At 52.4% G+C, this 24,513-nt stretch carries 19 protein-coding genes and 1 pseudogene; 6 read left to right on the top strand and 14 right to left on the bottom strand.

The genetic code is table 11. The annotated features are described in order from the left end of the window. Positions 1 to 36: 36 nt before the first annotated feature. Together iscR and trmJ are read right to left on the bottom strand one after the other, a co-directional pair. Positions 37 to 525: a Fe-S cluster assembly transcriptional regulator IscR gene (gene iscR, locus ACJHX4_RS20345; RefSeq protein ID WP_001241357.1), complete on the bottom strand. Its 489-nt coding sequence runs from the start codon at positions 523 to 525 to the stop codon at positions 37 to 39. Between the two features lie 270 nt (positions 526 to 795). Then, entirely contained in the window at positions 796 to 1,536 is a 741-nt protein-coding gene (gene trmJ / locus ACJHX4_RS20340; protein WP_000940019.1) for a tRNA (cytosine(32)/uridine(32)-2'-O)-methyltransferase TrmJ, read from the bottom strand. 118 nt (positions 1,537 to 1,654) lie between these two features. Here trmJ and suhB point away from each other — a divergent pair, with 118 nt between their 5' ends. The 3 genes from suhB to csiE all read left to right on the top strand — a co-directional run bounded on the left by suhB (position 1,655) and on the right by csiE (position 4,928). Continuing rightward, positions 1,655 to 2,458 carry an inositol-1-monophosphatase gene (gene suhB, locus ACJHX4_RS20335; protein WP_000553451.1) on the top strand — a complete coding sequence of 268 codons (804 nt, stop codon included), beginning with the start codon at positions 1,655 to 1,657 and terminating at the stop codon, positions 2,456 to 2,458. A gap of 144 nt (positions 2,459 to 2,602) precedes the next feature. Then, positions 2,603 to 3,457, top strand: a complete 855-nt coding sequence (locus tag ACJHX4_RS20330; protein ID WP_001296293.1) for an alpha/beta hydrolase — start codon at positions 2,603 to 2,605, stop codon at positions 3,455 to 3,457. 190 nt (positions 3,458 to 3,647) lie between these two features. After that, positions 3,648 to 4,928: a stationary phase inducible protein CsiE gene (csiE, locus tag ACJHX4_RS20325; RefSeq protein ID WP_000983028.1), complete on the top strand. Its 1,281-nt coding sequence runs from the start codon at positions 3,648 to 3,650 to the stop codon at positions 4,926 to 4,928. On the opposite strand, the gene ACJHX4_RS20320 is transcribed toward csiE, so the two are convergent. Beyond that, positions 4,920 to 6,059, bottom strand: a complete 1,140-nt coding sequence (locus ACJHX4_RS20320) for a 3-phenylpropionate MFS transporter (RefSeq protein ID WP_000244186.1) — start codon at positions 6,057 to 6,059, stop codon at positions 4,920 to 4,922. The two genes, csiE and ACJHX4_RS20320, sit on opposite strands and share 9 nt — an antisense overlap. Positions 6,060 to 6,428: 369 nt before the next feature. Between ACJHX4_RS20320 and ACJHX4_RS20315 the strand changes: the two genes are divergently transcribed. Next, positions 6,429 to 6,851, top strand: coding sequence for a DoxX family protein (locus ACJHX4_RS20315; protein ID WP_001296295.1), 423 nt, complete (start codon positions 6,429 to 6,431; stop codon positions 6,849 to 6,851). Positions 6,852 to 6,898: 47 nt separating this feature from the next. On the opposite strand, the gene ACJHX4_RS20310 is transcribed toward ACJHX4_RS20315, so the two are convergent. The 6 genes and pseudogenes from ACJHX4_RS20310 to ACJHX4_RS20285 form a co-directional block, all read right to left on the bottom strand. Continuing rightward, complete coding sequence (locus tag ACJHX4_RS20310; RefSeq protein ID WP_000158510.1) at positions 6,899 to 7,771, bottom strand: aldose 1-epimerase; 873 nt, start codon at positions 7,769 to 7,771, stop codon at positions 6,899 to 6,901. An 11-nt stretch (positions 7,772 to 7,782) separates the two neighbouring features. Then, on the bottom strand, positions 7,783 to 8,877 hold the full coding sequence (locus ACJHX4_RS20305) for a zinc-dependent alcohol dehydrogenase family protein (RefSeq protein WP_000700787.1): 1,095 nt from the start codon (positions 8,875 to 8,877) through the stop codon (positions 7,783 to 7,785). A 32-nt stretch (positions 8,878 to 8,909) separates the two neighbouring features. Continuing rightward, positions 8,910 to 9,906 (bottom strand): annotated as a pseudogene (locus ACJHX4_RS20300) (ABC transporter permease). 2 nt (positions 9,907 to 9,908) lie between these two features. Further along, a complete protein-coding gene (locus ACJHX4_RS20295) occupies positions 9,909 to 11,438 on the bottom strand; it encodes a sugar ABC transporter ATP-binding protein (RefSeq protein ID WP_001531891.1) in 1,530 nt (509 codons plus the stop codon). Positions 11,439 to 11,460: 22 nt separating this feature from the next. Next, positions 11,461 to 12,444, bottom strand: coding sequence for a substrate-binding domain-containing protein (locus ACJHX4_RS20290; RefSeq protein ID WP_001124928.1), 984 nt, complete (start codon positions 12,442 to 12,444; stop codon positions 11,461 to 11,463). Between the two features lie 96 nt (positions 12,445 to 12,540). Beyond that, the gene (locus tag ACJHX4_RS20285) at positions 12,541 to 15,822 is read right to left on the bottom strand and encodes a DUF5107 domain-containing protein (protein ID WP_001296296.1); all 3,282 of its coding nucleotides are present in this window, start codon (positions 15,820 to 15,822) and stop codon (positions 12,541 to 12,543) included. A gap of 117 nt (positions 15,823 to 15,939) precedes the next feature. On the opposite strand from ACJHX4_RS20285, the gene ACJHX4_RS20280 reads away from it, so the two are divergent. Then, positions 15,940 to 17,133 carry an ROK family protein gene (locus ACJHX4_RS20280; protein WP_001296297.1) on the top strand — a complete coding sequence of 398 codons (1,194 nt, stop codon included), beginning with the start codon at positions 15,940 to 15,942 and terminating at the stop codon, positions 17,131 to 17,133. 63 nt (positions 17,134 to 17,196) lie between these two features. Here ACJHX4_RS20280 and glyA read toward each other — a convergent pair whose 3' ends face one another. Next, the gene (gene glyA / locus ACJHX4_RS20275) at positions 17,197 to 18,450 is read right to left on the bottom strand and encodes a serine hydroxymethyltransferase (protein WP_000919159.1); all 1,254 of its coding nucleotides are present in this window, start codon (positions 18,448 to 18,450) and stop codon (positions 17,197 to 17,199) included. A gap of 328 nt (positions 18,451 to 18,778) precedes the next feature. Here glyA and hmpA point away from each other — a divergent pair, with 328 nt between their 5' ends. After that, entirely contained in the window at positions 18,779 to 19,969 is a 1,191-nt protein-coding gene (gene hmpA / locus ACJHX4_RS20270) for an NO-inducible flavohemoprotein (protein ID WP_000883165.1), read from the top strand. A 44-nt stretch (positions 19,970 to 20,013) separates the two neighbouring features. On the opposite strand, the gene glnB is transcribed toward hmpA, so the two are convergent. The 4 genes from glnB to qseE all read right to left on the bottom strand — a co-directional run bounded on the left by glnB (position 20,014) and on the right by qseE (position 24,042). Then, on the bottom strand, positions 20,014 to 20,352 hold the full coding sequence (gene glnB / locus ACJHX4_RS20265) for a nitrogen regulatory protein P-II (RefSeq protein ID WP_000717694.1): 339 nt from the start codon (positions 20,350 to 20,352) through the stop codon (positions 20,014 to 20,016). Positions 20,353 to 20,412: 60 nt separating this feature from the next. Then, entirely contained in the window at positions 20,413 to 21,747 is a 1,335-nt protein-coding gene (gene glrR, locus ACJHX4_RS20260; RefSeq protein ID WP_001296298.1) for a two-component system response regulator GlrR, read from the bottom strand. Further along, a complete protein-coding gene (gene qseG / locus ACJHX4_RS20255) occupies positions 21,737 to 22,450 on the bottom strand; it encodes a two-component system QseEF-associated lipoprotein QseG (RefSeq protein WP_001215903.1) in 714 nt (237 codons plus the stop codon). The genes glrR and qseG overlap by 11 nt, the downstream gene beginning before the upstream one ends. A 164-nt stretch (positions 22,451 to 22,614) precedes the next feature. Further along, a complete protein-coding gene (gene qseE / locus ACJHX4_RS20250; protein ID WP_001296299.1) occupies positions 22,615 to 24,042 on the bottom strand; it encodes a two component system sensor histidine kinase QseE/GlrK in 1,428 nt (475 codons plus the stop codon). Positions 24,043 to 24,513: the final 471 nt, after the last annotated feature.

Raw genomic sequence — 24,513 nt, 5'->3', positions numbered from 1 at the left:
TGTTTAGCACTCCGGCCTGATTCTGAATTCTTTTTATTAAGCGCGTAACTTAACGTCGATCGCGTCTTGTGTGCGGGTGCGTGGCGCGTCGTGAGTATGCTGACGACCAGACACATCCAGCACTTCCTGGTTATTAACCAGTTCGCCTAAAGTAATGTTATTGAGAAAACCGGTAAGACGGTCGCTCAAATCACGCCACAGCGCGTGGGTCAGGCATTTATCGCCGCCCTGGCAGCCGCCTTTACCCTGACAACGGGTGGCATCTACAGATTCGTCAACGGCGCTAATCACCTCGCCAACGGCGATGCTGCTGGCATCTTTGCCTAACAGATAACCACCGCCTGGTCCACGTACGCTGGAAACCAGACCATTTTTACGCAGACGGGAAAACAGTTGTTCCAGATAAGAAAGGGAAATTCCCTGACGTTCGGAAATATCAGCCAACGGTACCGGGCCCGCTTCAGAGTTGAGCGCAACGTCAAGCATTGCGGTCACGGCATAGCGCCCTTTAGATGTCAGTCTCATGTCTTACTTCACCTCAAACTCGCCCCTGCCCGGGGTTTTTTATTGTAAAAGTGGGGGTATTGCATAGCAGGGTCAAGTCTGACATTCCCGAGTAAATTGGTCAACTATTTACTTGACTGATTTAGTCGGGTATTTAACCTTCAGTGCCATTTTTTTATCGTGGCGTTTGTACCTGTTGTCGGATGCGGTGTGAACACCTTATCCGACCTGGGATTCCGTGCACTTACAGGCCTGATAAGACGCGTTAAGCATCGCATCAGGCAACCACTGTTATTCGGCCTTGTTACCTTTATTCTGCTGCTCAATAGAAGCCAGAATCCCGCGCAGGATATTCAATTCCTGGCTTTCCGGGCGCGCACGGGTAAACAGACGGCGCAATTTATTCATCACCTGTCCCGGATGGTTTTCACGGATAAAACCGGTTGCCAGCAGCGTTTGCTCCAGATGACCATAAAAACGCTCCAGATCATCGACCAGCGGATACGGCGTCTCTTCATGCTCGACCTGCTCGCCATTTTCCTGAGTTGCCAGCCAGGCCATGCGCACTTCATAGGCAATAACCTGAACCGCCATCGCCAGGTTCAGCGAACTGTATTCCGGGTTAGCCGCAATTGCGACATGATAATGGCATTTCTGCAACTCTTCATTGGTCAAGCCGACGCGCTCGCGACCAAACACCAGCGCCACCGGGGTATTTGCCGCTTCAGCGACGCTTTTCAGACCGCATTCGCGCGGGTCGAGCATCGGCCACGGCAGCGTGCGGGAGCGAGCGCTGGTGCCCACCACCAGACTACAACCGGCTAACGCTTCGTCGAGCGTATCGACGATGTGAGCATTACCAATCACATCGCTGGCCCCTGCTGCCAGGGCAATCGCCTGGGAGTCAGGTTTCACTAGTGGATTAACCAGCCACAGATTGGTTAATCCCATTGTTTTCATGGCACGGGCAACAGAACCCATATTGCCGGTGTGTGACGTCTCCACCAGCACAATTCGAATATTTTGCAGCATTGTCTTTCTTCATCTAAAGATTATTCACGCATCTTATCATAAAACGAAGACAGATGCCGATCTCGCTGCTATACTCTGCGCCGTTTTCCCGTTCTTTAACATCCAGTGAGAGAGACCGATGCATCCGATGCTGAACATCGCCGTGCGCGCAGCGCGCAAGGCGGGTAATTTAATTGCCAAAAACTATGAAACCCCGGACGCTGTAGAAGCGAGCCAGAAAGGCAGTAACGATTTCGTGACCAACGTAGATAAAGCTGCCGAAGCGGTGATTATCGACACGATTCGTAAATCTTACCCACAGCACACCATCATCACCGAAGAAAGCGGTGAACTTGAAGGTACTGATCAGGATGTTCAATGGGTTATCGATCCACTGGATGGCACTACCAACTTTATCAAACGTCTGCCGCACTTCGCGGTATCTATCGCCGTTCGTATCAAAGGCCGCACCGAAGTTGCTGTGGTATACGATCCTATGCGTAACGAACTGTTCACCGCCACTCGCGGTCAGGGCGCACAGCTGAACGGCTACCGTCTGCGCGGCAGCACCGCTCGCGATCTCGACGGTACTATTCTGGCGACCGGCTTCCCGTTCAAAGCAAAACAGTACGCCACTACCTACATCAACATCGTCGGCAAACTGTTTAACGAATGTGCAGACTTCCGTCGTACCGGTTCTGCGGCGCTGGATCTGGCTTACGTCGCTGCGGGTCGTGTTGACGGTTTCTTTGAAATCGGTCTGCGCCCGTGGGATTTCGCGGCAGGCGAGCTGCTGGTTCGTGAAGCAGGCGGCATCGTCAGCGACTTCACCGGTGGTCATAACTATATGCTGACCGGTAACATCGTTGCTGGTAACCCGCGCGTTGTTAAAGCCATGCTGGCGAACATGCGTGACGAGTTAAGCGACGCTCTGAAGCGTTAATGACTCAGGCGGGTGATATCACTCACCCGCCCTCGCCTTTCAGGCGCTATTCCGAAATACTTCCTCACCGCTTTACTTTCTTTCGTCACTCTCCCACCATCTTTCGCCGATTAATGGATGATAAAGAAGTCGCAAGGAAAGGTTATGGCGCTGCCAGTGAACAAACGCGTTCTCAAAATTCTGTTTATTCTCTTTGTTGTTGCCTTCTGCGTTTATTTAGTGCCGCGCGTCGCCATCAACTTCTTCTATTATCCTGACGATAAAATATACGGTCCCGACCCCTGGTCGGCGGAATCCGTCGAATTTACGGCTAAGGACGGTACTCGTCTGCAAGGCTGGTTTATTCCTTCTTCGACGGGCCCTGCTGACAACGCCATCGCAACCATCATTCATGCTCACGGCAATGCCGGAAATATGTCCGCCCACTGGCCGCTGGTCAGTTGGTTACCCGAGCGTAATTTCAACGTTTTTATGTTTGATTATCGCGGGTTTGGTAAATCAAAAGGCACGCCGTCCCTGGCCGGATTGCTGGACGATACGCAAAGTGCCATCAATGTGGTGCGCCATCGCAGTGATGTAAACCCACAACGGCTGGTGCTGTTCGGGCAGAGTATTGGCGGGGCGAATATTCTGGATGTTATTGGTCAGGGTGATCGTGAAGGCATACGTGCGGTGATCCTCGACTCCACCTTTGCCTCTTATGCGACCATTGCCAACCAGATGATCCCCGGCAGTGGCTACTTACTTGATGAGAGTTACAGCGGCGAAAATTACATCGCCAGCGTCAGCCCGATCCCGCTTTTACTCATTCACGGTAAAGCTGATCACGTTATCCCATGGCAGCACAGCGAAAAGTTGTATAGCCTGGCAAAAGAGCCAAAACGGTTGATCCTAATCCCGGATGGCGAACACATTGATGCTTTTTCCGATCGTCACGGCGATGTTTATCGCGAACAGATGGTGGATTTTATCCTTAGCGCATTGAATCCGCAGAACTAACCCATGATCGCTAGCACGATAATCATTCACAAAACCACCTTAAGACATGCTAATCCACTGGTCAGAACAGTTTAAGATGAGAAAAATTCTGTGATGCTTGCCAACATTTCTGATGATTAGCATTCCCTTCGCCATTTCCCTGAGCAAACTTTAGCTATTCTTATCAATTATGCTTATGGGAGATCTACAGATGATGCCTACGCTTGCTCCACCATCTGTCCTTTCGGCTCCCCAGCGCCGCTGCCAGATCTTGCTGACGCTCTTTCAGCCGGGGTTGACCGCCACCACGGCAACTTTCAGCGAGCTTAATGGTGTGGATGATGATATCGCCAGTCTTGATATCAGCGAAACAGGACGGGAGATCCTGCGCTATCATCAACTCACACTGACGACTGGTTATGACGGCAGCTACCGGGTTGAAGGTACAGTGCTTAACCAACGTTTGTGTTTATTTCACTGGCTACGACGTGGTTTCCGTCTGTGTCCGTCATTTATTACCAGCCGATTCACCCCCGCCCTGAAGAGTGAACTGAAGCGGCGCGGAATTGCGCGTAACTTTTACGACGATACCAATCTACAAGCGTTAGTGAATCTCTGCTCCCGACGGCTGCAAAAACGCTTTGAAACGCGCGATATTCATTTCCTGTGTCTGTATTTGCAATATTGTTTGTTGCAACATCACGCTGGAATTACGCCTCAGTTTAATCCGCTCCAACGTCGCTGGGCGGAATCCTGCCTTGAATTTCAGGTAGCGCAGGAAATTGGACGCCACTGGCAGCGTCGGGCGCTCCAGCCTGTACCGCCTGATGAGCCACTATTTATGGCACTACTTTTTTCCATGTTGCGGGTTCCCGATCCACTGCGGGATGCGCATCAGCGGGACAGACAACTGCGTCAGTCTATCAAACGTCTGGTAAACCATTTTCGTGAGCTGGGAAATGTTCGTTTTTATGATGAACAGGGGTTATGCGATCAGCTTTATACCCACCTCGCCCAGGCGTTAAATCGCAGTTTGTTTGCCATCGGTATTGATAACACCCTGCCGGAAGAGTTCGCCCGCCTGTATCCACGCCTGGTGCGCACCACCCGCGCGGCGCTGGCCGGATTTGAAAGTGAATACGGCGTCCATCTTTCTGATGAGGAAAGCGGTCTGGTCGCGGTGATTTTTGGTGCCTGGCTAATGCAGGAAAACGACCTGCATGAGAAACAGATTATTCTACTGACCGGGAATGATAGCGAGCGAGAAGCGCAGATTGAGCAGCAGCTACGCGAACTAACGTTACTGCCGCTCAACATTAAACATATGTCGGTAAAGGCATTTTTGCAGACAGGCGCTCCGCGCGGCGCGGCACTGATTATTGCGCCTTATACCATGCCGTTACCGCTCTTTTCACCACCGCTGATCTATACGGACCTGACGTTGACAACACATCAACAGGAGCAGATCCGCAAAATGCTCGAATCAGCATGAGGGAACAACTTTCGGGCGCAAAAACATTGCCGGAAGCGCCACCAGCGCCATCACCCAGAACACGCCGTGGCCGAGATATTGATACAGGAAACCGGCGAAAACGGTCATGATGGCGATACTGCCGCCCATCGCGACGGCAGAGTAAACCGCCTGTAAACGGATGACTTCGCTACCCTGGCGAGCAGCAATATAGCGCATGGCAGCCAGGTGGCAGACCGTGAAGGTACCGCAATGCAGAATTTGCACCACTATCAACCACGGCAACGCCGTCGTTGCTCCCATAATGCCCCAGCGCACTACGCCGCAAATCGCCGAGATCAACAGCATATCGCGTGCACTACAACGGCGGAAAAGTTTATTACTCAGCGCAAAAATAATGACTTCCGCCACCACGCCCAGCGACCACAAATACCCCACCGCCGAGGCCGAGTAGCCAGCTGCCTGCCAGTAAATGGCGCTAAAACCGTAATAGGCCGCATGTGCCCCCTGCAATAAACAAACGCAGGCCAGAAAGCGCCAGTTCTGGCGAACCAACGCCAACCACGCAGACCAGCCGGTGCTCTCCTGCTGGCGGCTTGCCCCTTGTGGCTGAATCGTCGGACGGATGAGAAAGCCGAGCAGCATGGATGCCACGCCCAACGTCAACAGCGCGAGGATCACCCGATAATCAAACATACTGACCAGTTTGCCCGTCAGCGCCGAGCCAATGACAAACGCCACCGAGCCCCACAGTCTCACTTTGCCGTAATCAAGCGGGAACTGCTTTTGCCACGTATTCGCCAGTGCATCGGTCAACGGTACCAGCGGTGAGAAAAAGAGGTTAAAGCCAATCATCACCAGCATTAGCCACGCTACGTGCGCCCCCGCCCAGAAGGCGACAGCAAAGAGAAGTGTCAGCAGTGCCAGCACGCGCAAGGCGGAAATCAGGCGGGAAGGATCGCTGACGCGGGGCGCGATGAGCAAACTCCCGAGGAAACGGGCAACCAGACCCGCCCCCAATAACAGGCCGATGGTTTCTGGCGTTAAACCAATCCCTTTAAGCCAGACGCTCCAGAAAGGTAGAAAAATGCCGTAACTAAAAAAGTATGTGAAATAGCCGAGCGCCAACCAGCGCGTGGATTGCAAAACCATGAGTCCCTCCCGTCAGGAGGCGTTAGTCTGGGGTTAATCGAATGTTGGTGCAAGTTGAAAAATAAGAATATTCGAGCCAGCTTCCTGACGGTTATCCTGCATATCAGGAAATGACAAAAAAGTGCGGCCCACAACACAACATGTAAAAAAGAACGATGAAACAGGTGAAAATCGCAATTTATTGAACTGACAAACTCATGTGAGACGGATAAGGCGTGCATGTCGCATTCGGCAGGAAACAATAAGCACATTGTCAGCCATCTGCGTTATGCCGTTATACCAGAAACGAATATCTCAACGCCTGGGGCGTGGCGAGGTACCAGAGTGTGTATTACGTTTAAATCACATCATCTTGCAAAGGGATTGGTTATGAACTCACTACGTTATTTTGATTTTGGCACTGCCCGCCCCGTTTTATTATTAATTGCCCGTATCGCCGTGGTCTTAATTTTCATTATTTTTGGTTTTCCCAAAATGATGGGCTTTGACGGTACGGTCCAATATATGGCCTCGCTGGGCGCGCCAATGCCGATGCTGGCAGCGATTATTGCGGTAGTTATGGAAGTGCCCGCCGCGATATTAATCGTGCTTGGCTTTTTCACCCGTCCGCTGGCGGTGCTGTTTATTTTCTACACGCTGGGTACGGCGGTGATTGGTCACCATTACTGGGATATGACCGGCGATGCGGTTGGGCCAAATATGATTAATTTCTGGAAGAATGTCAGTATCGCTGGCGCATTCCTGCTGTTGGCAATTACCGGGCCGGGGGCGATTTCTCTCGATCGCCGTTAGGAAAGATGCCGGATGTGGCGTGAACGCCTTATCCGGCATTTTATAAATTACAGCAACGCAACCCGCAACGACATCTCTGAAATTGTTGATTCCCCTGGTGCAAGCGCAATGAGGTCACCACCTTCCGGGCGATGATGGTCATCCGGCGCATGACTCATCGGTTCCAGACAGAAGAAATCAAACGCATATCCTTTATCAAACGCAGGGTCTGAAACAAAGATGAAATAACACGGTGCAGGTGGCGTCGTTTCCATGATGATGGCATACCCCTCCTGCGGCTGCTCGATGCGGGCCTTACCATTCCATCCGGCAAAACCATTGTTTACCCACTGGCGCGGCAACGGCGCGAGCTGGTTAAAATCCAGCTCCTGCGGTAGCTGCTCGCAAAACTCACCCGCCAGCCACTGCTCCCGCTCCAGCCAGTAACCGCTCGCCTGTGCCTGAATCCGCGTTTGCGGCGACAACGGAAAATAAGGATGCCAGCCGGTACCAAATGGCAGCGTCTCTGCCCCTTGATTGGTGACAGCGAGCGTCACCGTCAGCGTATCCGCCGTTAAATGAAATGCCTGGCTTACCCGATAGTGATAAACACCGCTGAGATGTTCATACACCAGACACAAGCTATCATCGCTGCGCGAGACACATTGCCACTCGCCCAACCAGCCATCGCCGTGTAGATAGTGCGCATCCCACTCAACATTCGGTTGCAGTTGATACTCACGCCCCTGCCAGACAAAACGGTTGCCGCTCACCCGGTTTGCAAATGGTACCAGCGGAAAACAAGAGGCATCGGTTGCCACACCGCTTTTTTTACCAGGACGTAGCAGCGGCGTCGTATCGCGCCAGAAGCCTTCGATTACGCCGCCCTGATCAGAAACGTCCAGCTTTAGCGGCCCGTGAGATAAGGTATAGATGGTCATCCGCAGACTCCTTAATCCGGGAAATTAATCACAACTTTCCCACATTTGCCGCTTGCCATCAGTGCATAAGCATCTCCTGCCTGTTCCAGCGAGAAACGATGGGTAATGGCGTTACGCGGCCACAGTTTCCAGTCCGTTAAATCGTGGGCGCATTTTTCCATATGGAACAAACTGGTCACCCAGGAGCCAATAATCCGCCGTTGATGGTGCATCAGGTCAGCGCTAACCTCGAACTCGACTTTTCCGGTTTCACCAATGTAAACCACGCGTCCCCAGTCAGCTGTGGATTGCAGTGCCAGTAAGCGACCTGCGGCATTACCGGAACAATCAAGCGCAACATCCGCGCCGCCGTGAGTGAGTTCGGCGATTATCTGCGGCAGACCTTCGGTGGTCGCTAAATAGCCGTGATCCATCACTCCTAACTGTTTCGCCATCGCCAGACGTTCCGGCAGCATATCAACGCCGATGATCCTTTTTGCACCACGACCTTTCGCCAGCATCATCGCCATCATGCCGACCGGCCCCAGACCGACCACCAGCACGTTATCGCTACCGGAAACTTCGCCGCGCAAAATCCCTTCATACGCTGTACCAACGCCGCAACTGATAAACGCACCATCTTCATAGCTCAGCGCGTCCGGCAGCAGGATCAGATCTTTTTCTTCCGCCAGCAGGTATTCAGCATGGCCGCCGTCACGCTGCCAGCCGTAAGCCGCTTTTCCTTCGCCAGTACAAGAAATAGGAAAACCGCGACGGCAGTTCGGGCAAAAACCACAGCCAGAAATGTGATACACCAGCACGCGGTCGCCCTCTTTAAAATGGCGGCAGCCTTGCCCCATCGCCACAATCTGCCCGCACGGTTCATGACCGTTGATAAATCCCTGGTATAACGGTTTATCGGGTGCCGCCGCCGTAGCGCGGTGCTGGTGGTAGATATAGTGGACATCGCTTCCGCAAATCCCGGAGGATTTCATTTTGATCAGTACCTGGTTAATCCCCGGCGTCGGCACCGCAACTTCCCGCAGATCGACGGTCGAATTTCCTGGTAAATAAGCTGCCAGCATCGTTTTCATAAATCCCTCATTAACAATACGATTAATTTTCATCCCTGCCGCACCCGCGCCAGGGGCGTTAAGGTTTAGCGTTTCGCTTTACTACTACGCTGGGTCAGCAAGATATTTGCCAGCACCGCCACCACAATGATGACGCCGCGCACCACCTGCTGGAAAAAGGAGTTAATCCCGAGCAGCACCAGACCGTTACCGATTAGCGTAATCACCAGTACGCCAAGCAGCGTACCGAACAACGAGCCGCGACCGCCGGAAAGCGCCGTACCGCCGACCACGACCGCGGCGATGACGTCAAACTCCAGACCGTTTGCGGCACCTGCGTTACCGGAACCGAGGCGCGCCGCCAACAAAATGCCGGTCACCGCCGCTAATAATCCCGAAAGGGTAAAAATAAGAATGCGTACCCGACGAACGTTAATACCGCACAACTGCGCTGCAGTGGCATTACCGCCAACAGCAAAAACCGAGCGCCCGAAGGCGGTTTTGCGGCTAATGAACACAAACAGCGCAAATAACACCATCATGATCAGCGCGGATACCGGCACACCGAGAAATTGTCCGCCCAGCCAGTCCAGCACTTCGTTTTCGTTAATTGGCACTGGCAAGGCGTTCGTCATAAACAGCCCCATTCCGCGCAGGGCGCTCCATAAACCCAGCGTGGCAACAAAACTTGGCACGTTAAACACCGCGCAGCACCCCGGCGAGCGTTCCCATCAGCGCACCTAACAGCAACACCAGCAGACAAGCAATCGCCAGCGGAACTTCAAATTGCAGCAAAAACGCCAGGCACACTGAAACAAAAGCCACCATCGGCCCAACGCTGACATCAATTTCACCGGAGATAATAATCAGCGTCATCGCCCAGGCGGCGATCCCGATGGTGGCGGCATCGCGCAGCACGTTCATTTGGTTATTCAATGAGATAAAGCCAGGCGCATTCAGGGAGAAGACCAGATAAAGAATGGCAATCACCACCAGCAAACCGATCTCATTAATATGGCGACTGACAAATTGTTTGAGCGAGACGCTCTTGCCCTGCGGCAATGGTAATGACGAAGCAGACATCTTCAGGTTCCTCGGTAAAATTCATCAGTGGACAGAATGGCGGACATCAGCTCATCCACATTGACCGGCGAGTGAAACTCCTGCGAGAACGTGCCGTGCTGTAATAACAGGATGCGGTCACACACCAGTGGCAACTCCTCCACTTCACTGGAGATAAACACCACGCTTTTTCCTTCGGCAGCCAGCTCGCGGACAATACGGTAAATCTGCTGTTTGGCTTCGATATCGACGCCGCGCGTTGGCTCGTCGAGCAACAAAATCTGGCTGGCGGCATAGACCCAACGACCGATCACCACTTTTTGCTGATTGCCGCCAGAAAGCGTGCCGATGGGCGTTTCGCTACTGGCGGCCTTGACCGTCATCCGCTGCATCACCTCTTCGGTCAGGCGGCGGATGGTGGACCATTGCAGCACACCGTTGGCGCTGATTTTTTGCCGATTGGTCAGCACTGTATTTTCGTCAACGCCCAACCAGGGAATGATCCCCGCTTCTTTGCGGTTTTCTGGCGTATAGCCAATGCCGCGTTTCAGCATGTCGCCGTAATCGGGGCGCATGATTTTCTCGCCGTTGATAACAATTTCGCCCTGTTCATACGTCTCCAGACCAACAATCGCCTTCAGCAATTCACTGCGCCCTGCCCCCAGCAGACCAGCAATGCCGAGCACTTCGCCACGACGTAGCGTAAAACTGATATCCTCCAGCTTGGGCTTATGGCGTAACGCACGGACTTCCAGCACGGCTTGATCCATAATTTCCTGAGGGGCAACCGGCGCAATATCAACGTGATCGCGCCCGAGCATTAGCGACACAATATGATGCGTAGAGGTGTTTTCGAGCATCACATCGCCCGCCACCTGACCATCGCGCATAACGGTGGCACAGGAGGCAATGCGGCGAATTTCTTCCATCCGGTGGCTGACATAAATCACCGCCACGCCCAGTGCCGACATCTTTTTCACCGCGCTGATCACCAGTTCAACTTCCGCACTGGCAAGCGAGCTGGTGGGTTCATCAAGAATGACCACGCGCGGCTCGCCCTTCATCACCCGCGCAATTTCCACCAGTTGCTTTTGCGCCGGGCTTAGCGTTGAAACAAGTTGTTCAGGGCTAACGTCAACGCCCAGCGCCTGTAAGCAACGTTGGGCATCCCGCGCCATTTGCAGGTAATCAATCATGCCGTTGCGGCGGGGCCACTGACCGAGGCAGAGGTTTTCCGCCACTGTCAGCCCTTCCACCAGACTTAACTCCTGATAAACCGCGCGTACCCCCAGTTCAGCGGCACGGCGAGTCAGCGTAGCTTCGTCACCTTCCAGTCGCGTCTCGCCAATCCAGATATCACCGCTATCCGGACGTTCGCTACCGGTAAGCATTCGAATGAGGGTCGATTTTCCCGCACCGTTTTTGCCTAACAGCGCACGAACTTCGCCTTTTTTGAGCGTGAAGTTAACGTTATCCAGCGCAACGACTCCGGGATAACGCTTATTTCCTGCCACCACTTTTGCTACCGGGACTGCCTCTGTTGCCGTGAACATAGGGACCTCTGCGAATCAGCGATTAGGGCAGACCATCAACGTGCGTTGCCAGCCACTGTTTACCGTCTTCCGTTTTGGTATAGAGATCGATTGGCACCTGAATCACTTTTTCACCGTCGGCTTGTTTATTGATAACCTTCAATGTTTGCGTAAAAACAGCATTGCCCATTTTCTTACCAGAAATATCCACCACCGCTTTCAGCACCTGGTTGTTTTCCAGCTCCTGAGCAATTTCAGTGGTCATATCAGAACCGAAAACAGCAATTTTTCCGGCCTGATTTTGATTACGTACCGCTTTTACCGCGCCGAGTGTCGCTCCGCCCGATTCCCCCATAATGGCGTTGAGATCCGGCGTGGAGATAATCAGTTTTTCACCGACAGAAATCGCTTTATCTAAAACAGTCCCTTCCTGATTAGCGACAATTTGCGCGCCGGGAACGCGGGTTTTTAATACTTCTTCAAACCCTTTACGACGTTGCACACAAACTTCAAAGGCTTCGCAATTGATGACGGCAATTTTCGGCTGGTCAATTTTGTTGGCAATAAAATAATCGGCGGCAGCGTTACCCAGTTTTTTACCAAATTCCAGCGGGTCACCAACCAGATATGCCGAGACATATTTATCGACACCCTTTTGATTAATACAGGTGTTGTAGCAAATCACCGGAATACCCGCTTCACTGGCGCGACGAACGGTACGGCTACTGCCATTTTCAGACACTGCCGATAAAATAATGGCATCGACATTACGCGCCACGAGGGTATCAACAAAGGTACTTTCTTTCGAAATATCGCCCTGAGCGTTAGTTTCAATTAACTGTACCTGTACTGAAGAATCTTTTGCCGCATCCTGAACGCCCTGACGCACTCCGGCGTAATATCCCTGGGTATCAAGGTATATTGCGCCAATAGTCATTTCTTTATCAGAAGCCCTGGCAAATAGTGCGCTACCCAATAGTGTAGCCATTAATAATAAATTACGGGTTCTTGTCATTTTTTTAGGCATAGTGCCTCCTGTAGGGTTTTTATTTACAACGGCTTATTTTAATTATTTGAGCGTGAGCGGCAGCACGTGCCGCTCAAATATTACAGTTAATAGGGTTTAGTGAACGTAGCTAAAAATAAAAGGCATCACGGTGGTGAATAATGCCGCTTTCGGCCAGGCTGGATTAATCGCCATCAATTCAGCGCGAGCAGATTCATAGTGCGCAACCTCCCCTAATCCCGCGGCCGCCAGCATCGCCACCATCAGGCATTTTTCTTTATGCTGCTGTTGTAAATCGCCATACAGCGACAACAAGTCAGGCTGCGAGACGGCAAAGAAATCCGCCTCGATACTGGTTTTCGCCATCTCTTGTGCCCACTGTTTCATTTCACTAAACAGTTGCTGTGCAGTTTGTTGTTCGCCCAGCAGTCGCAGCGCCATTCCTTGCCAGAAGAGATAATCAACCGGCTGATCGTTGTAATAACTGTGGATGTTAATGGTGCGATCGCCGGTCGCCGCCAGACGTAAACAACGCGTCGCTTCAGTTTCATCGCCCTGCGCGTTGGCGCATACTGCCTGCCAGAACCAGATGTCGTTGTCAGTTTGCCCCGGTAAACGGCCTTCGCTTAAATTCTCCGGATAATGCAGCGCGGCATGAAGCAGTTCGCTGGCCTGCTGCGGCTCTCTGTCATCAAGATGCTGCCAGGCGCGTAATAACTGGTTGAGGATAAACTGGCTGGTGACCTTCCCTTCCCCACCTTCCCACGGGTGGAATTTGCGCGTGGCGAGAATGTCCGCCGCTTTGTCTGCCTGACCCGTGAGATGCCACAAATTGAGCAGTTCTGCGGTCATGTCGTCGCGTTTCAGCGCAATTTCCAGATTATCTTCCAGACGCGCCAGTCGTTTCTCCGGTGTGACACCGCTTAACTTATCCAGCAAATCCCGTTCGAAAAGCAGACGTGCATCCTGCGGCGCAAGCTGATAAGCATTATCAAGATAACGCGCGGCCAGCTCATAATCGTGCTGCTTATTCCACGCATGGATCGCCAACCCGCGCCAGCCGTCGGCAAACTCCGGCGACATCTCTACGCAACGCTGCCATAAGGCAATGGCTTTGCCGTAGCTACGCTTGTTGTAGTAGAAGCAGGCCAGTAAATGCCGGGCAAACCAGCACTCTTCGATACTCTCCAGCGCCGCCACTTCTTCCAGCGTATTCGGGAAACGGACAAACTGCGGGAAGGCATCAATAGCTTTTGCGACCAGTTCTCCGCGTTCAGCTTTTGGTAGCAAACTGGCTTGCAGGTAAAGCGGTAGCGTGCGCTGACAGTCCAGTGCGTTCAGCATATCTGCCGCCAGGGCGGGCATGCCCCAGTTAATCAGTTGCCCGGCGGTCATCAGGGCGTTAACGTCGCGTCCCTGACAAAGACCTCGCCACTGCGCGAGGGCTGATTCGCTACGACCATCGAACCAGTTCAGCCACCACAGAGTGGCGTTCAGCGGATAATCACGCAGCAGTTTCTCGCGCTGCAAACGCGCGTTGTCCTGACGACCACTTAACACCAGTAGCAGGTTATGCAGGCAAAGCACTTCCTGATTGGTTGGGCAGGCGCGAAGACTTTGTTGGCAAAAATCCAGACCAGCGTCGAAGTTACCATTACGCGCCGCCAGTCGTGCCAGACCATAATAGCCGCCCGCTTTACTGTTGCCGCTCCAGACCGCACGCCAGAAATCCTCTTCGGCTTGTTGATATTGCCCCTGACGTTCGTAAGCACTGGCGCGAATCAAACTCGCCTGTCCGCACTGCGGATTTTTGTTCAGCGCATGTGCGCGTTTCAGTGCCTGACTGGCATATACCACCGCTTGCGGGAAATCTGCACGGTTATATTCCAGCATTGCCAGCGCCAGATTACAGCGATAATCCAGCGGATCCAGCGCCACGCCGCGCAGGTAGTAATCGAACGGTGAACGGCTGGCGTGATGATATTGCTCCAGATGTTGACCGATAAACCAGGCTTCATCTGTACTGGTAATGTCTTGTGCTGCCAGTGGCGCTTTGGCGACGTCCGGCAACGGCAACGCTTGCGGCTGATGTTCATGATAACTCAGTACAATATTGCCGTCGGCATCGGAGAGCTCAATGGTCAGCCTTTCAGGATTGATACCGTGCAACACGCCCTGGATGGCGGTCGCTGGTGTCAGGGCCACGGCATCATCGAGCAACGCGTTGCATTTGCCGATTTCGCGGATCGCCAGGCGGTATCCGTTCAACGGAGAGATGGCATACAGCCCCCACTCAATCCCCCGCTCACTACGCTGGAGTTTTATCACCGCATCGCGGGAGGCATTTTGCACCATGCCCAGAGAATGATAAGGCAGGAAATACTGCTCGAAACGCTTCTCCTCGTAAGCATCAAGCCAGGTAAAATCAGGCTGGTTATCGGCAAAAATACCGGTCATCAGTTCGATATACGGGCCGTTATTGTCAGTCAGGCTCTTATCCCACGCCTGGCCAAATTCACTGTGTCCCCAGCTCCACTGTTTTTTACCTGGCGCAATATGGTGGTTGGCAACGTGTAGCAAACCACCATCTTCATCGTGACACCACGCGCCAACAAAATCGTACTGTGATTTTTCAGCCATATATGAGGTTGGAACGGGCACATTTTTATAGCGAGAAATGTCCACTCCGGCGGAGTAGTCCACTTTGTAGTAAGTGCCGGTGGCGATGGGGAAAGCGGAGACGGCCCGTTTGCCGTGATCAAACACCGCCGTTACATCCGGCGGGAAGACGCTCTGATGCCCTTCCCCCCCTTTCACTGCCGGGTTGGCCCACCACAAGAAATGACGCGGCGTGGCGTTGCCGTTATAGACGCGACTGGCGATTTCCAGCGCCGCCCGGTCAGGGCGCAGGGTGAAACCTGTCATCACCTGTAAACCGTGCATCGACTCCGTTTCGCCGACCCACACCGTCTGTGCGCCGTCGTCATGGGCTTCGAGGGTGAAATCAACGGGCATAAAGGTGGTCGGGCGATGGTGTTGCGGCCAGTTAAACTCAATCCCGCCGGAGATCCACGGCCCCAGCAGTCCCACCAGCGCCGGTTTAATGACTTCATTGTGATAAACAAAATCGCGCTGTTTCACTTTATCCCACGCGCGATGCACCCGACCGCCCAGTTCCGGCAGGATCATCACTTTGATGTAGTCGTTTTCCAGCCACACCGCCTGCCAGGATTTCAGGGTTTTCTGCTCGCTCAGCGTATCGGTCACGCCGTAGGGATAAACCGCGCCGGACGATCCCTGATAAACGCGATTTTCCAGGAACATGGGATGTATATCCTGCGGCCCGGTTTCATAGGTCGGGATCTCAACGCGCTCTTGCCACACTTTTACTGGAGTCATGGTGCCCTCAATATTAACAAGACATACTGAATTAAAAGATTTGTGGCAGTGTATTGAACAATCTGGCAATGTTTTCGCGGAATAATCACGCAATTAACTAAACAAGGTTTAGTGAAGATGAGAGCCTGCATTAACAATCAACAGATTCGCCACCATAACAAATGCGTGATTCTGGAACTGCTGTACCGGCAAAAGCGCGCCAATAAATCAACGCTGGCCCGGCTGGCGCAAATTTCGATTCCGGCGGTCAGTAATATTTTGCAGGAACTGGAAAGCGAAAAACGGGTGGTGAATATCGACGATGAAAGTCAAACGCGCGGACATAGTAGCGGTACATGGCTGATTGCGCCGGAAGGTGACTGGACGCTGTGTCTGAACGTGACGCCCACCAGCATTGAGTGTCAGGTCGCTAATGCCTGTTTAAGTCCGAAAGGCGAATTTGAGTATTTACAGATTGATGCACCGACGCCGCAGGCGCTGCTGTCCGAAATCGAAAAATGCTGGCATCGCCACCGTAAATTGTGGCCGGATCGCACCATCAATCTGGCTCTGGCAATCCACGGTCAGGTGGATCCGGTGACCGGCGTGTCGCAAACCATGCCGCAAGCGCCGTGGGCAACACCGATTGAGGTGAAGTACCTGCTGGAAGAGAAGCTGGGTATTCGGGTAATGGTCGATAATGACTGCGTGATGCTGGCGCTGGCGGAGAAATGGCAAAATAATTCGCAAGTGCGTGATTTCTGCGTAATCAACGTTGATTACGGCATTGGCTCGTCGTTCGTGATTAACGAGCAAATTTATCGCGGCAGTTTGTATGGCAGTGGACAGATTGGCCACACCATCGTTAATCCGGATGGCGTCGTCTGCGACTGCGGGCGTTATGGCTGCCTGGAAACCGTCGCCTCGTTAAGCGCATTAAAAAAACAGGCGCGGGTATGGCTAAAATCACAACCGGTTAATACTCAGCTTAATCCTGAAAAATTGACTACCGCGCAGTTAATCGCTGCCTGGCAGAGTGGAGAACCGTGGTTCACCAGTTGGGTTGACCACAGTGCCAACGCCATTGGTTTGAGTCTGTATAACTTCCTCAACATCCTCAATATTAATCAGATTTGGTTGTACGGTCGCAGTTGTGCCTTTGGTGAGAACTGGCTTAATACCATTATTCGCCAGACGGGATTTAACCCGTTCGACCGCGACGAAGGACCGAGCGTGAAAGCGACACAGATTGGCTTTGGGCAATTAAGCCGCGCACAACAGGTACTGGGAATTGGCTATTTGTATGTTGAGGCGCAGTTACGGCAGATTTGATGGCGCGATAACGTAGAAAGGCTTCCCGAAGGAAGCCTTTTTTCAACAGATTAACCGTTTCGCTTATGCGTAAACCGGGTAACGTGCGCAGATGTCGAGAACTTTACCTTTGATGCGCTCGATAACGGCTTCATCATTGATGCTGTCCAGCACGTCACACATCCAGCCAGCCAGTTCTTTCGCTTCGGCTTCTTTAAAGCCACGACGGGTAATCGCCGGAGTACCTACACGAATACCGGAAGTCACAAATGGGCTCTTCGGATCGTTCGGTACGCTGTTTTTGTTGACGGTGATGTTAGCACGGCCCAGAGCGGCGTCTGCTTCTTTACCGGTCAGGTTTTTATCAACCAGATCAACCAGGAACAGGTGGTTATCAGTACCGCCGGAAACCACTTTGTAGCCGCGTTCGAGGAACACTTCTACCATCGCTTTGGCGTTTTTCGCGACCTGCTGCTGGTAAGTTTTGAACTCAGGTTCCATCGCTTCTTTCAGAGCAACCGCTTTACCGGCGATTACGTGCATCAACGGACCGCCCTGACCACCAGGGAAAACGGCAGAGTTCAGTTTTTTGTACAGCTCTTCGCTACCACCTTTCGCCAGGATCAGGCCGCCGCGCGGACCCGCCAGGGTTTTGTGAGTGGTGGTAGTTACTACGTGAGCATGAGGAACCGGGTTCGGGTAGACGCCAGCAGCAACCAGGCCCGCAACGTGCGCCATATCAACGAACAGGTAAGCACCGATGCTGTCAGCGATTTCACGCATTTTCGCCCAGTCAACCACGCCGGAATATGCAGAGAAGCCACCGATAATCATTTTCGGTTTGTGTTCTTTAGCTTGTTTTTCCAGATCGGCGTAGTCGATATGACCAGTAGCATCGATACCGTAAGGAACGATGTTGTACAGTTTACCGGAGAAGTTAACCGGAGAACCGTGAGTCAGGTGACCGCCATGCGCCAGATTCATACCCAGAACGGTATCGCCTGGTTCCAGCAGCGCGGTGTAGACCGCAAAGTTAGCCTGGGAGCCGGAGTGCGGCTGGACGTTAGCGTAGTCAGCGCCGAACAGTTCTTTCGCACGATCGATCGCCAGTTGTTCAACGATATCAACATACTCGCAACCGCCGTAGTAGCGTTTGCCCGGATAACCTTCAGCATATTTGTTGGTCAGCTGAGAACCCTGCGCCTGCATTACGCGCGGGCTGGTGTAGTTTTCGGAGGCGATCAGTTCGATGTGCTCTTCCTGACGTACTTTTTCCTGCTCCATAGCCTGCCACAGTTCGGCATCATAATCGGCAATGTTCATTTCACGCTTTAACATCCGCATCTCCTGACTCAGCTAACAATAAAATTTTTGGCCTTTATAGGCGGTCCTGTTGGACAACGGCGAACAGTATAACCGAATCATTGTGCGATAACAGGTCTTGACAAAGGAATTTACGCAAACGATTACCTTCAGGCTACGCAAGGCTTTGGAGAATAAAGAGCTTGCAACCGGAAACGGATTTCTTTTCAGGTTTGTGATGCAAATTTTTCACTTCATCACATTCTTTCTGAAAAACACCAAAGAACCATTTACATTGCAGGGCTATTTTTTATAAGATGCATTTGAGATACATCAATTAAGATGCAAAAAAAAGGAAGACCATATGCTTGACGCTCAAACCATCGCTACAGTAAAAGCCACCATCCCTTTACTGGTGGAAACGGGACCAAAGTTAACCGCCCATTTCTACGACCGTATGTTTACTCATAACCCAGAACTCAAAGAAATTTTTAACATGAGTAACCAGCGTAATGGCGATCAACGTGAAGCCCTGTTTAACGCTGTTGCCGCCTACGCCAGCAATATTGAAAACCTGCCTGCGCTGCTGCCAGCGGTAGAAAAAATCGCGCAGAAGCACACCAGTTTCCAGATCAAACCGGAACAGTACAACATCGTCGGTGAACACCTGTTGGCAACGCTGGACGAAATGTTCAGCCCGGGGCAGGAAGTGCTGGACGCGTGGGGTAAAGCCTATGGCGTACTGGCTAATGTATTTATCAATCGCGAGGCGGAAATCTATAACGAAAACGCCAGCAAAGCCGGTGGCTGGGAAGGTACTCGCGATTTCCGCATTGTGGCTAAAACACCACGCAGCGCACTTATCACCAGCTTCGAACTGGAGCCGGTCGACGGTGGCGCAGTGGCAGAATACCGTCCGGGGCAATATCTCGGCGTCTGGCTGAAGCCGGAAGGTTTCCCGCATCAGGAAATTCGTCAGTACTCTTTGACTCGCAAACCGGATGGCAAAGGCTATCGTATTGCGGTGAAACGCGAAGAGGGTGGGCAGGTATCCAACTGGCTGCACAATCACGCCAATGTTGGCGATGTCGTGAAACTGGTCGCTCCGGCAGGTGATTTCTTTATGGCTGTCGCAGATGACACACCAGTGACGTTAATCTCTGCCGGTGTCGGTCAAACGCCAATGCTGGCAATGCTCGACACGCTGGCAAAAGCAGGCCACACAGCACAAGTGAACTGGTTCCATGCGGCAGAAAATGGCGATGTTCACGCCTTTGCCGATGAAGTTAAGGAACTGGGTCAATCACTGCCACGCTTTACCGCACACACCTGGTATCGTCAGCCGAGCGAAGCCGATCGCGCTAAAGGTCAGTTTGATAGCGAAGGTCTGATGGATTTGAGCAAACTGGAAGGTGCGTTCAGCGATCCGACAATGCAGTTCTATCTCTGCGGCCCGGTTGGCTTCATGCAGTTTGCCGCGAAACAGTTAGTGGATTTGGGCGTGAAACAGGAAAACATTCATTACGAATGCTTTGGCCCGCATAAGGTGCTGTGATTTGATGTTGCCGGATGGACACATCCGGCAACCCTTGACGCGTTTTAAATTGCCGCGTCGTCCTCTTCACCGGTACGGATGCGAATGACCCGTGCCACGTCGAAGACGAAGATTTTACCATCACCGATTTTGCCGGTTTGCGCCGTGCGAATAATGGTATCGACACAGGTATCGACAATGTCGTCCGGTACGACAATCTCAATTTTCACTTTCGGCAGAAAATCCACCATATACTCCGCACCACGGTACAGCTCGGTATGGCCTTTCTGGCGGCCAAAACCTTTCACCTCAGTGACCGTCATGCCGGTAATACCGACTTCAGCCAGTGCTTCGCGGACATCGTCCAGCTTGAAGGGTTTAATAATCGCATCAATCTTTTTCATGCTATTCCTTGAAAAGGTCGCCTGTCTTTTGATCTGCTAAACGTAACACATAACGCCAATTCATTCCTTGAAATCGTTTGCATCCAGCTCGTTTCGGGAAAGCAGTTTATAAAATTCTGTCCGGTTGCGCCCCGCCATTCTCGCCGCGTGGGTGACGTTGCCTTTGGTGATTTGCAGCAGCTTACGCAAATAGTTGAGTTCAAACTGATTACGTGCCTCAACAAAGGTTGGCAGCGCCGTATTTTCACCCTCCAGCGCCTGCTCCACCAGCGCATCACTAATTACCGGAGATGAGGTCAGCGCCACACACTGTTCAATCACGTTGACCAACTGGCGCACGTTGCCCGGCCAGCTTGCAGTCATCAGGCGTTTCATTGCATCGGTGGAGAACGCGCGGACAAACGGTTTATGTCGCTCTGCCGCCTGGCGCAACAGGTGATTTGCCAGTAGCGGAATGTCTTCTGTGCGCTCCGCCAGTGCCGGAATTTTCAGGCTGACAACATTGAGGCGGTAATAAAGATCTTCACGGAATTCCCCACGCGCCATCGCTTTTGGCAGGTCGCGGTGAGTGGCGGAAATAATCCGCACGTCAATATCAATATCGCGGTTACTGCCCAGCGGGCGCACTTTACGCTCCTGCAACACGCGCAGCAGTTTGACCTGCAACGGTGCAGGCATATCGCCAATCTCATCAAGAAATAGCGTACCGCCTTCCGCCGCCTGGAATAAACCTTCGCGATTGCTGACAGCGCCAGTAAACGCGCCACGTGCATGACCAAACAGCTCCGACTCCAGCAATTGCTCGGGTAATGCGCCACAGTTAATAGCAATAAATGGCTTGCTGTTGCGCGGGCTGGCGTTGTGGATAGCCTGGGCGAAAATCTCTTTCCCGGTGCCGCTCTGGCCGTTAATCAAAACGCTAACGTCTGATTGTGCCACCAGCCGCGCCTGTTCCAGCAAGCGCAGCATCAGCGGGCTGCGGGTGACAATCGCCTCGCGCCAACGTTCGTCGGTGGCTGGCGCGGATTGTTCCAGCGCATCGTCAATTGCCTGATATAGCGCATCTTTATCGACAGGCTTGGTGAGAAAACTGAACACGCCCTGCTGTGTTGCAGCAACGGCATCAGGAATAGAACCATGCGCGGTAAGAATAATTACTGGCATTCCCGGCTGCACTTTCTGGATTTCAGCAAACAGCTGCATACCGTCCATTTCATCCATCCGCAGGTCGCTGATGACTAAATCTACTTTTTCGCGATTCAGTACCCGCAATCCTTCAGCACCACTTTCCGCCGTGACCACACTGTAGCCTTCGCTGGTCAGACGCAGGCCAAGCAGTTTCAGCAATCCCGGATCGTCATCGACCAGTAATAAATGCGCAGGTTTATGGCTCATCAGGAGTGACCTCATCGGTGGATGGCGCGGGCTTTTCACTCTCGTGCGGCGTATCCGGCGAGAAATTTCCAGCCGGTTTGCGGGTCGAGAGCTGGCGTTCAATATCGGTCAGGTTTTCCAGCTTGCGAGTAGTGAGTTCCAGTTGCTGTTGTAGAACGTGATGTTGCTGGCGCAAAGTATCCAGCTCGCTGTCGCTGGACTGCTGGAGTTTGCTGTAGCGTTGGCGCTCTTCCGCCAGTTGCAGTTGCAGCGCCTGACCGTCGCGCCAAAGTTGATACAGTGGGCGAACCTGTGCCGGGATCTCGGTACTTAGCGCATCAATGCGCGCGACCAGCTGGCGGCGCTCATACGGCGTAATTTTGGCGTCGGCGAGCAAAATCCCTTGTTTAAAGGTATTTTGCCAGTTGCCGTCGTCATATTGGCGGGCTTGCTGACGCGACTGCGCAGGCATTAAACGATCAGCACAATCCATCGCCCGCAGCCAGTAAAGCGGATTGGTTTCGGTTGATTTACCTTGCAGCGCCCAGATGTCGCTACATTCAGTAGAAAGATAGTCAGCCAGTTGATAAACCGGAATTTTTTCTTCTGCTGGCGTATCAATGGCTGGCCTATTGTGACTCTGCACGCAACCCAGCAATGCCAGACATGGCAGCCCTGCCAGCCACAGCCGTCGGGGCAATAATCGTTGAAAAATGTGTCGCATATTCACCAGACTTAAAGCCTATCCCAGTGGGCGTAATTGTTGCAGGCAGTTTGGACATGGACAGCGCGGAGAAACCGGAGCGTACATGTCGTACGTGAAGATTTCGAGCACTGCCCGGGGCCGAACTGACAAATAAAATAGCCTGATGGGATGGGCTGTTAGCATTATTTCGTGTTTTTCGACGACGGTAATTCAATGCGGAAACAAACGTCTTGCCCGCTCTCGTCGACCAGATACAGTTCCCCTTGCATACGGCGAATACAATCCCTGGCAATGCTTAATCCCAGACCGCTGCCCTTCACCGCCCCTTTTCGCTGGTGGCTTCCCTGAAAAAAGGGTTCGAAGATCATGGCGCGTTCCTCTTGCGGAATGGGCGTGCCTGTATTGATGACATCAATATAAACCCGCGCACCATGTAAACTGCTGCGAAGGCAAATGTTACCGGATTCAGCCCCGTAGTGCACCGCATTGGAGTAAAGATTATCCAGTACGCTCATCAGCAGCATTGGCTCCGCCAGGCAAGCTGTTGCTTTGAGATCAACGTCGGTATGCATCATTTTAGCCCGTGCGGGCAGGCTATGAGCAGAAACCAATGTCTCCACCAGCGGTGCTAACTCAACATTCTCCAGTTCCACCGCACTGTCCGCCTGTTTACGGTTGTAATCAAGCAGTTGTTCGATCAGTTTTTGCAAATTGCGGCTGCTGCTATCAAGAATGCTCACCACCTCTTTTTGCTCTGGCGTAAGCGGCCCGACAACCTGATCAGCCAGTAATTCAGTGCCCTCGCGCATACTCGCCAGTGGCGTTTTTAATTCATGAGATAAATGTCTTAAAAATTGATGGCGTTGGGATTCCAGCCATGACAGGCGCTCACTTAACCAAAGAATACGTTGCCCAACCGAGCGTAACTCGCTCGGTCCACTGAACGAGACGCTATTGCCCAGAGAACGCCCTTCCCCCAGCCGGTTGATCATGCGCTCGATATTTTTCACCGGACCGATAATCATCCTCGTGAAAAGCAGTACCATCACCAGACTCACCAGAAATAGCACCAGCGATTGCCAACCAAAATATTGCCCACGTTCGGCGATTTCACGCTGAAGTTGCTGCCCACGAGAGAACACCACTGTGCGCGTGGCCTGCACCATTTCGGTATTGGCACTGGCAAAGGCTTCCAGACGCGCGGCGGCAGCAGCATCGGGACCGCTGTTGTTACACTGAAGTTGAGCCAGATTGTTCAAATCCTGACGTAATGCCTGGTAGAGTTTATCGTCCGGCAGCACGCCTGCGTGGGCATCGAGCATTTCGCTGTAACGCTTGCGCTGGCTTTGATAAACCTTCGCAAGCGTAGGGTCGTCCAGCACGCAGTACTGACGGTAGCTGCGCTCCATCTCCAGTGCCGCGTTGGTCATCGCTTCACTGCGCCGGGCATCAATAAGCGTAGTGCGGTTAACCAGCGCCGCCTGATCGCTAAGTGCATTCAGGCTTTGCCAGGCTTGCCATGCCAGCACCAACAGGGGCAGCAGAATCAGCAAAAATGCCAGCATTACCAGTTGTCGTAATGAGCGGGGAAAAACGGGCCAGCGTTTCAAGGCGTTACTCTCGTCAGACGCGAATAGCCTGATGCTAACCGAGGGGAAGTTCAGATACAACAAAGCCGGGAATTACCCGGCTTTGTTATGGAATAAGGCGGTGCCTAACTCGACGTTTCGCCCGATGGTTGATATAGCTAAGCTGATATCAGAAGTTGGACGGCAGGCACCTTGTTGTGCGTCATTCGAATTTTATGTAGCACGTCCCGAAGGGGCTGACATAAGTCGGTGAATGAGCCACTGCTTACTATTATGCAGTAACTGTGCCAATAAAGAAAATAGTTTGGTAACATACTGATTATACGCTGCTTTGAGGGGTTTATGGCTTCTCCGCTATTTGAATGTAAATCAGCCACTGTGTCGCTAAAAAGAGACAACTTAAGATAAACTTATTAGATAATATTAAAATCAATGAGTTAAGTGTCACCAAAAAGCGACACGGCAAACCACCCATTGTCGTGATTTAAAGAC

The organism is Escherichia sp. WS2035 (genome assembly GCF_046487065.1).
In the GTDB taxonomy this organism is placed as follows: Bacteria; Pseudomonadota; Gammaproteobacteria; order Enterobacterales; family Enterobacteriaceae; genus Escherichia; species Escherichia coli.
The sequence above is the reverse complement of the archived record's forward strand: the minus strand, read 5'-3'. Positions and strand labels throughout refer to the sequence as shown.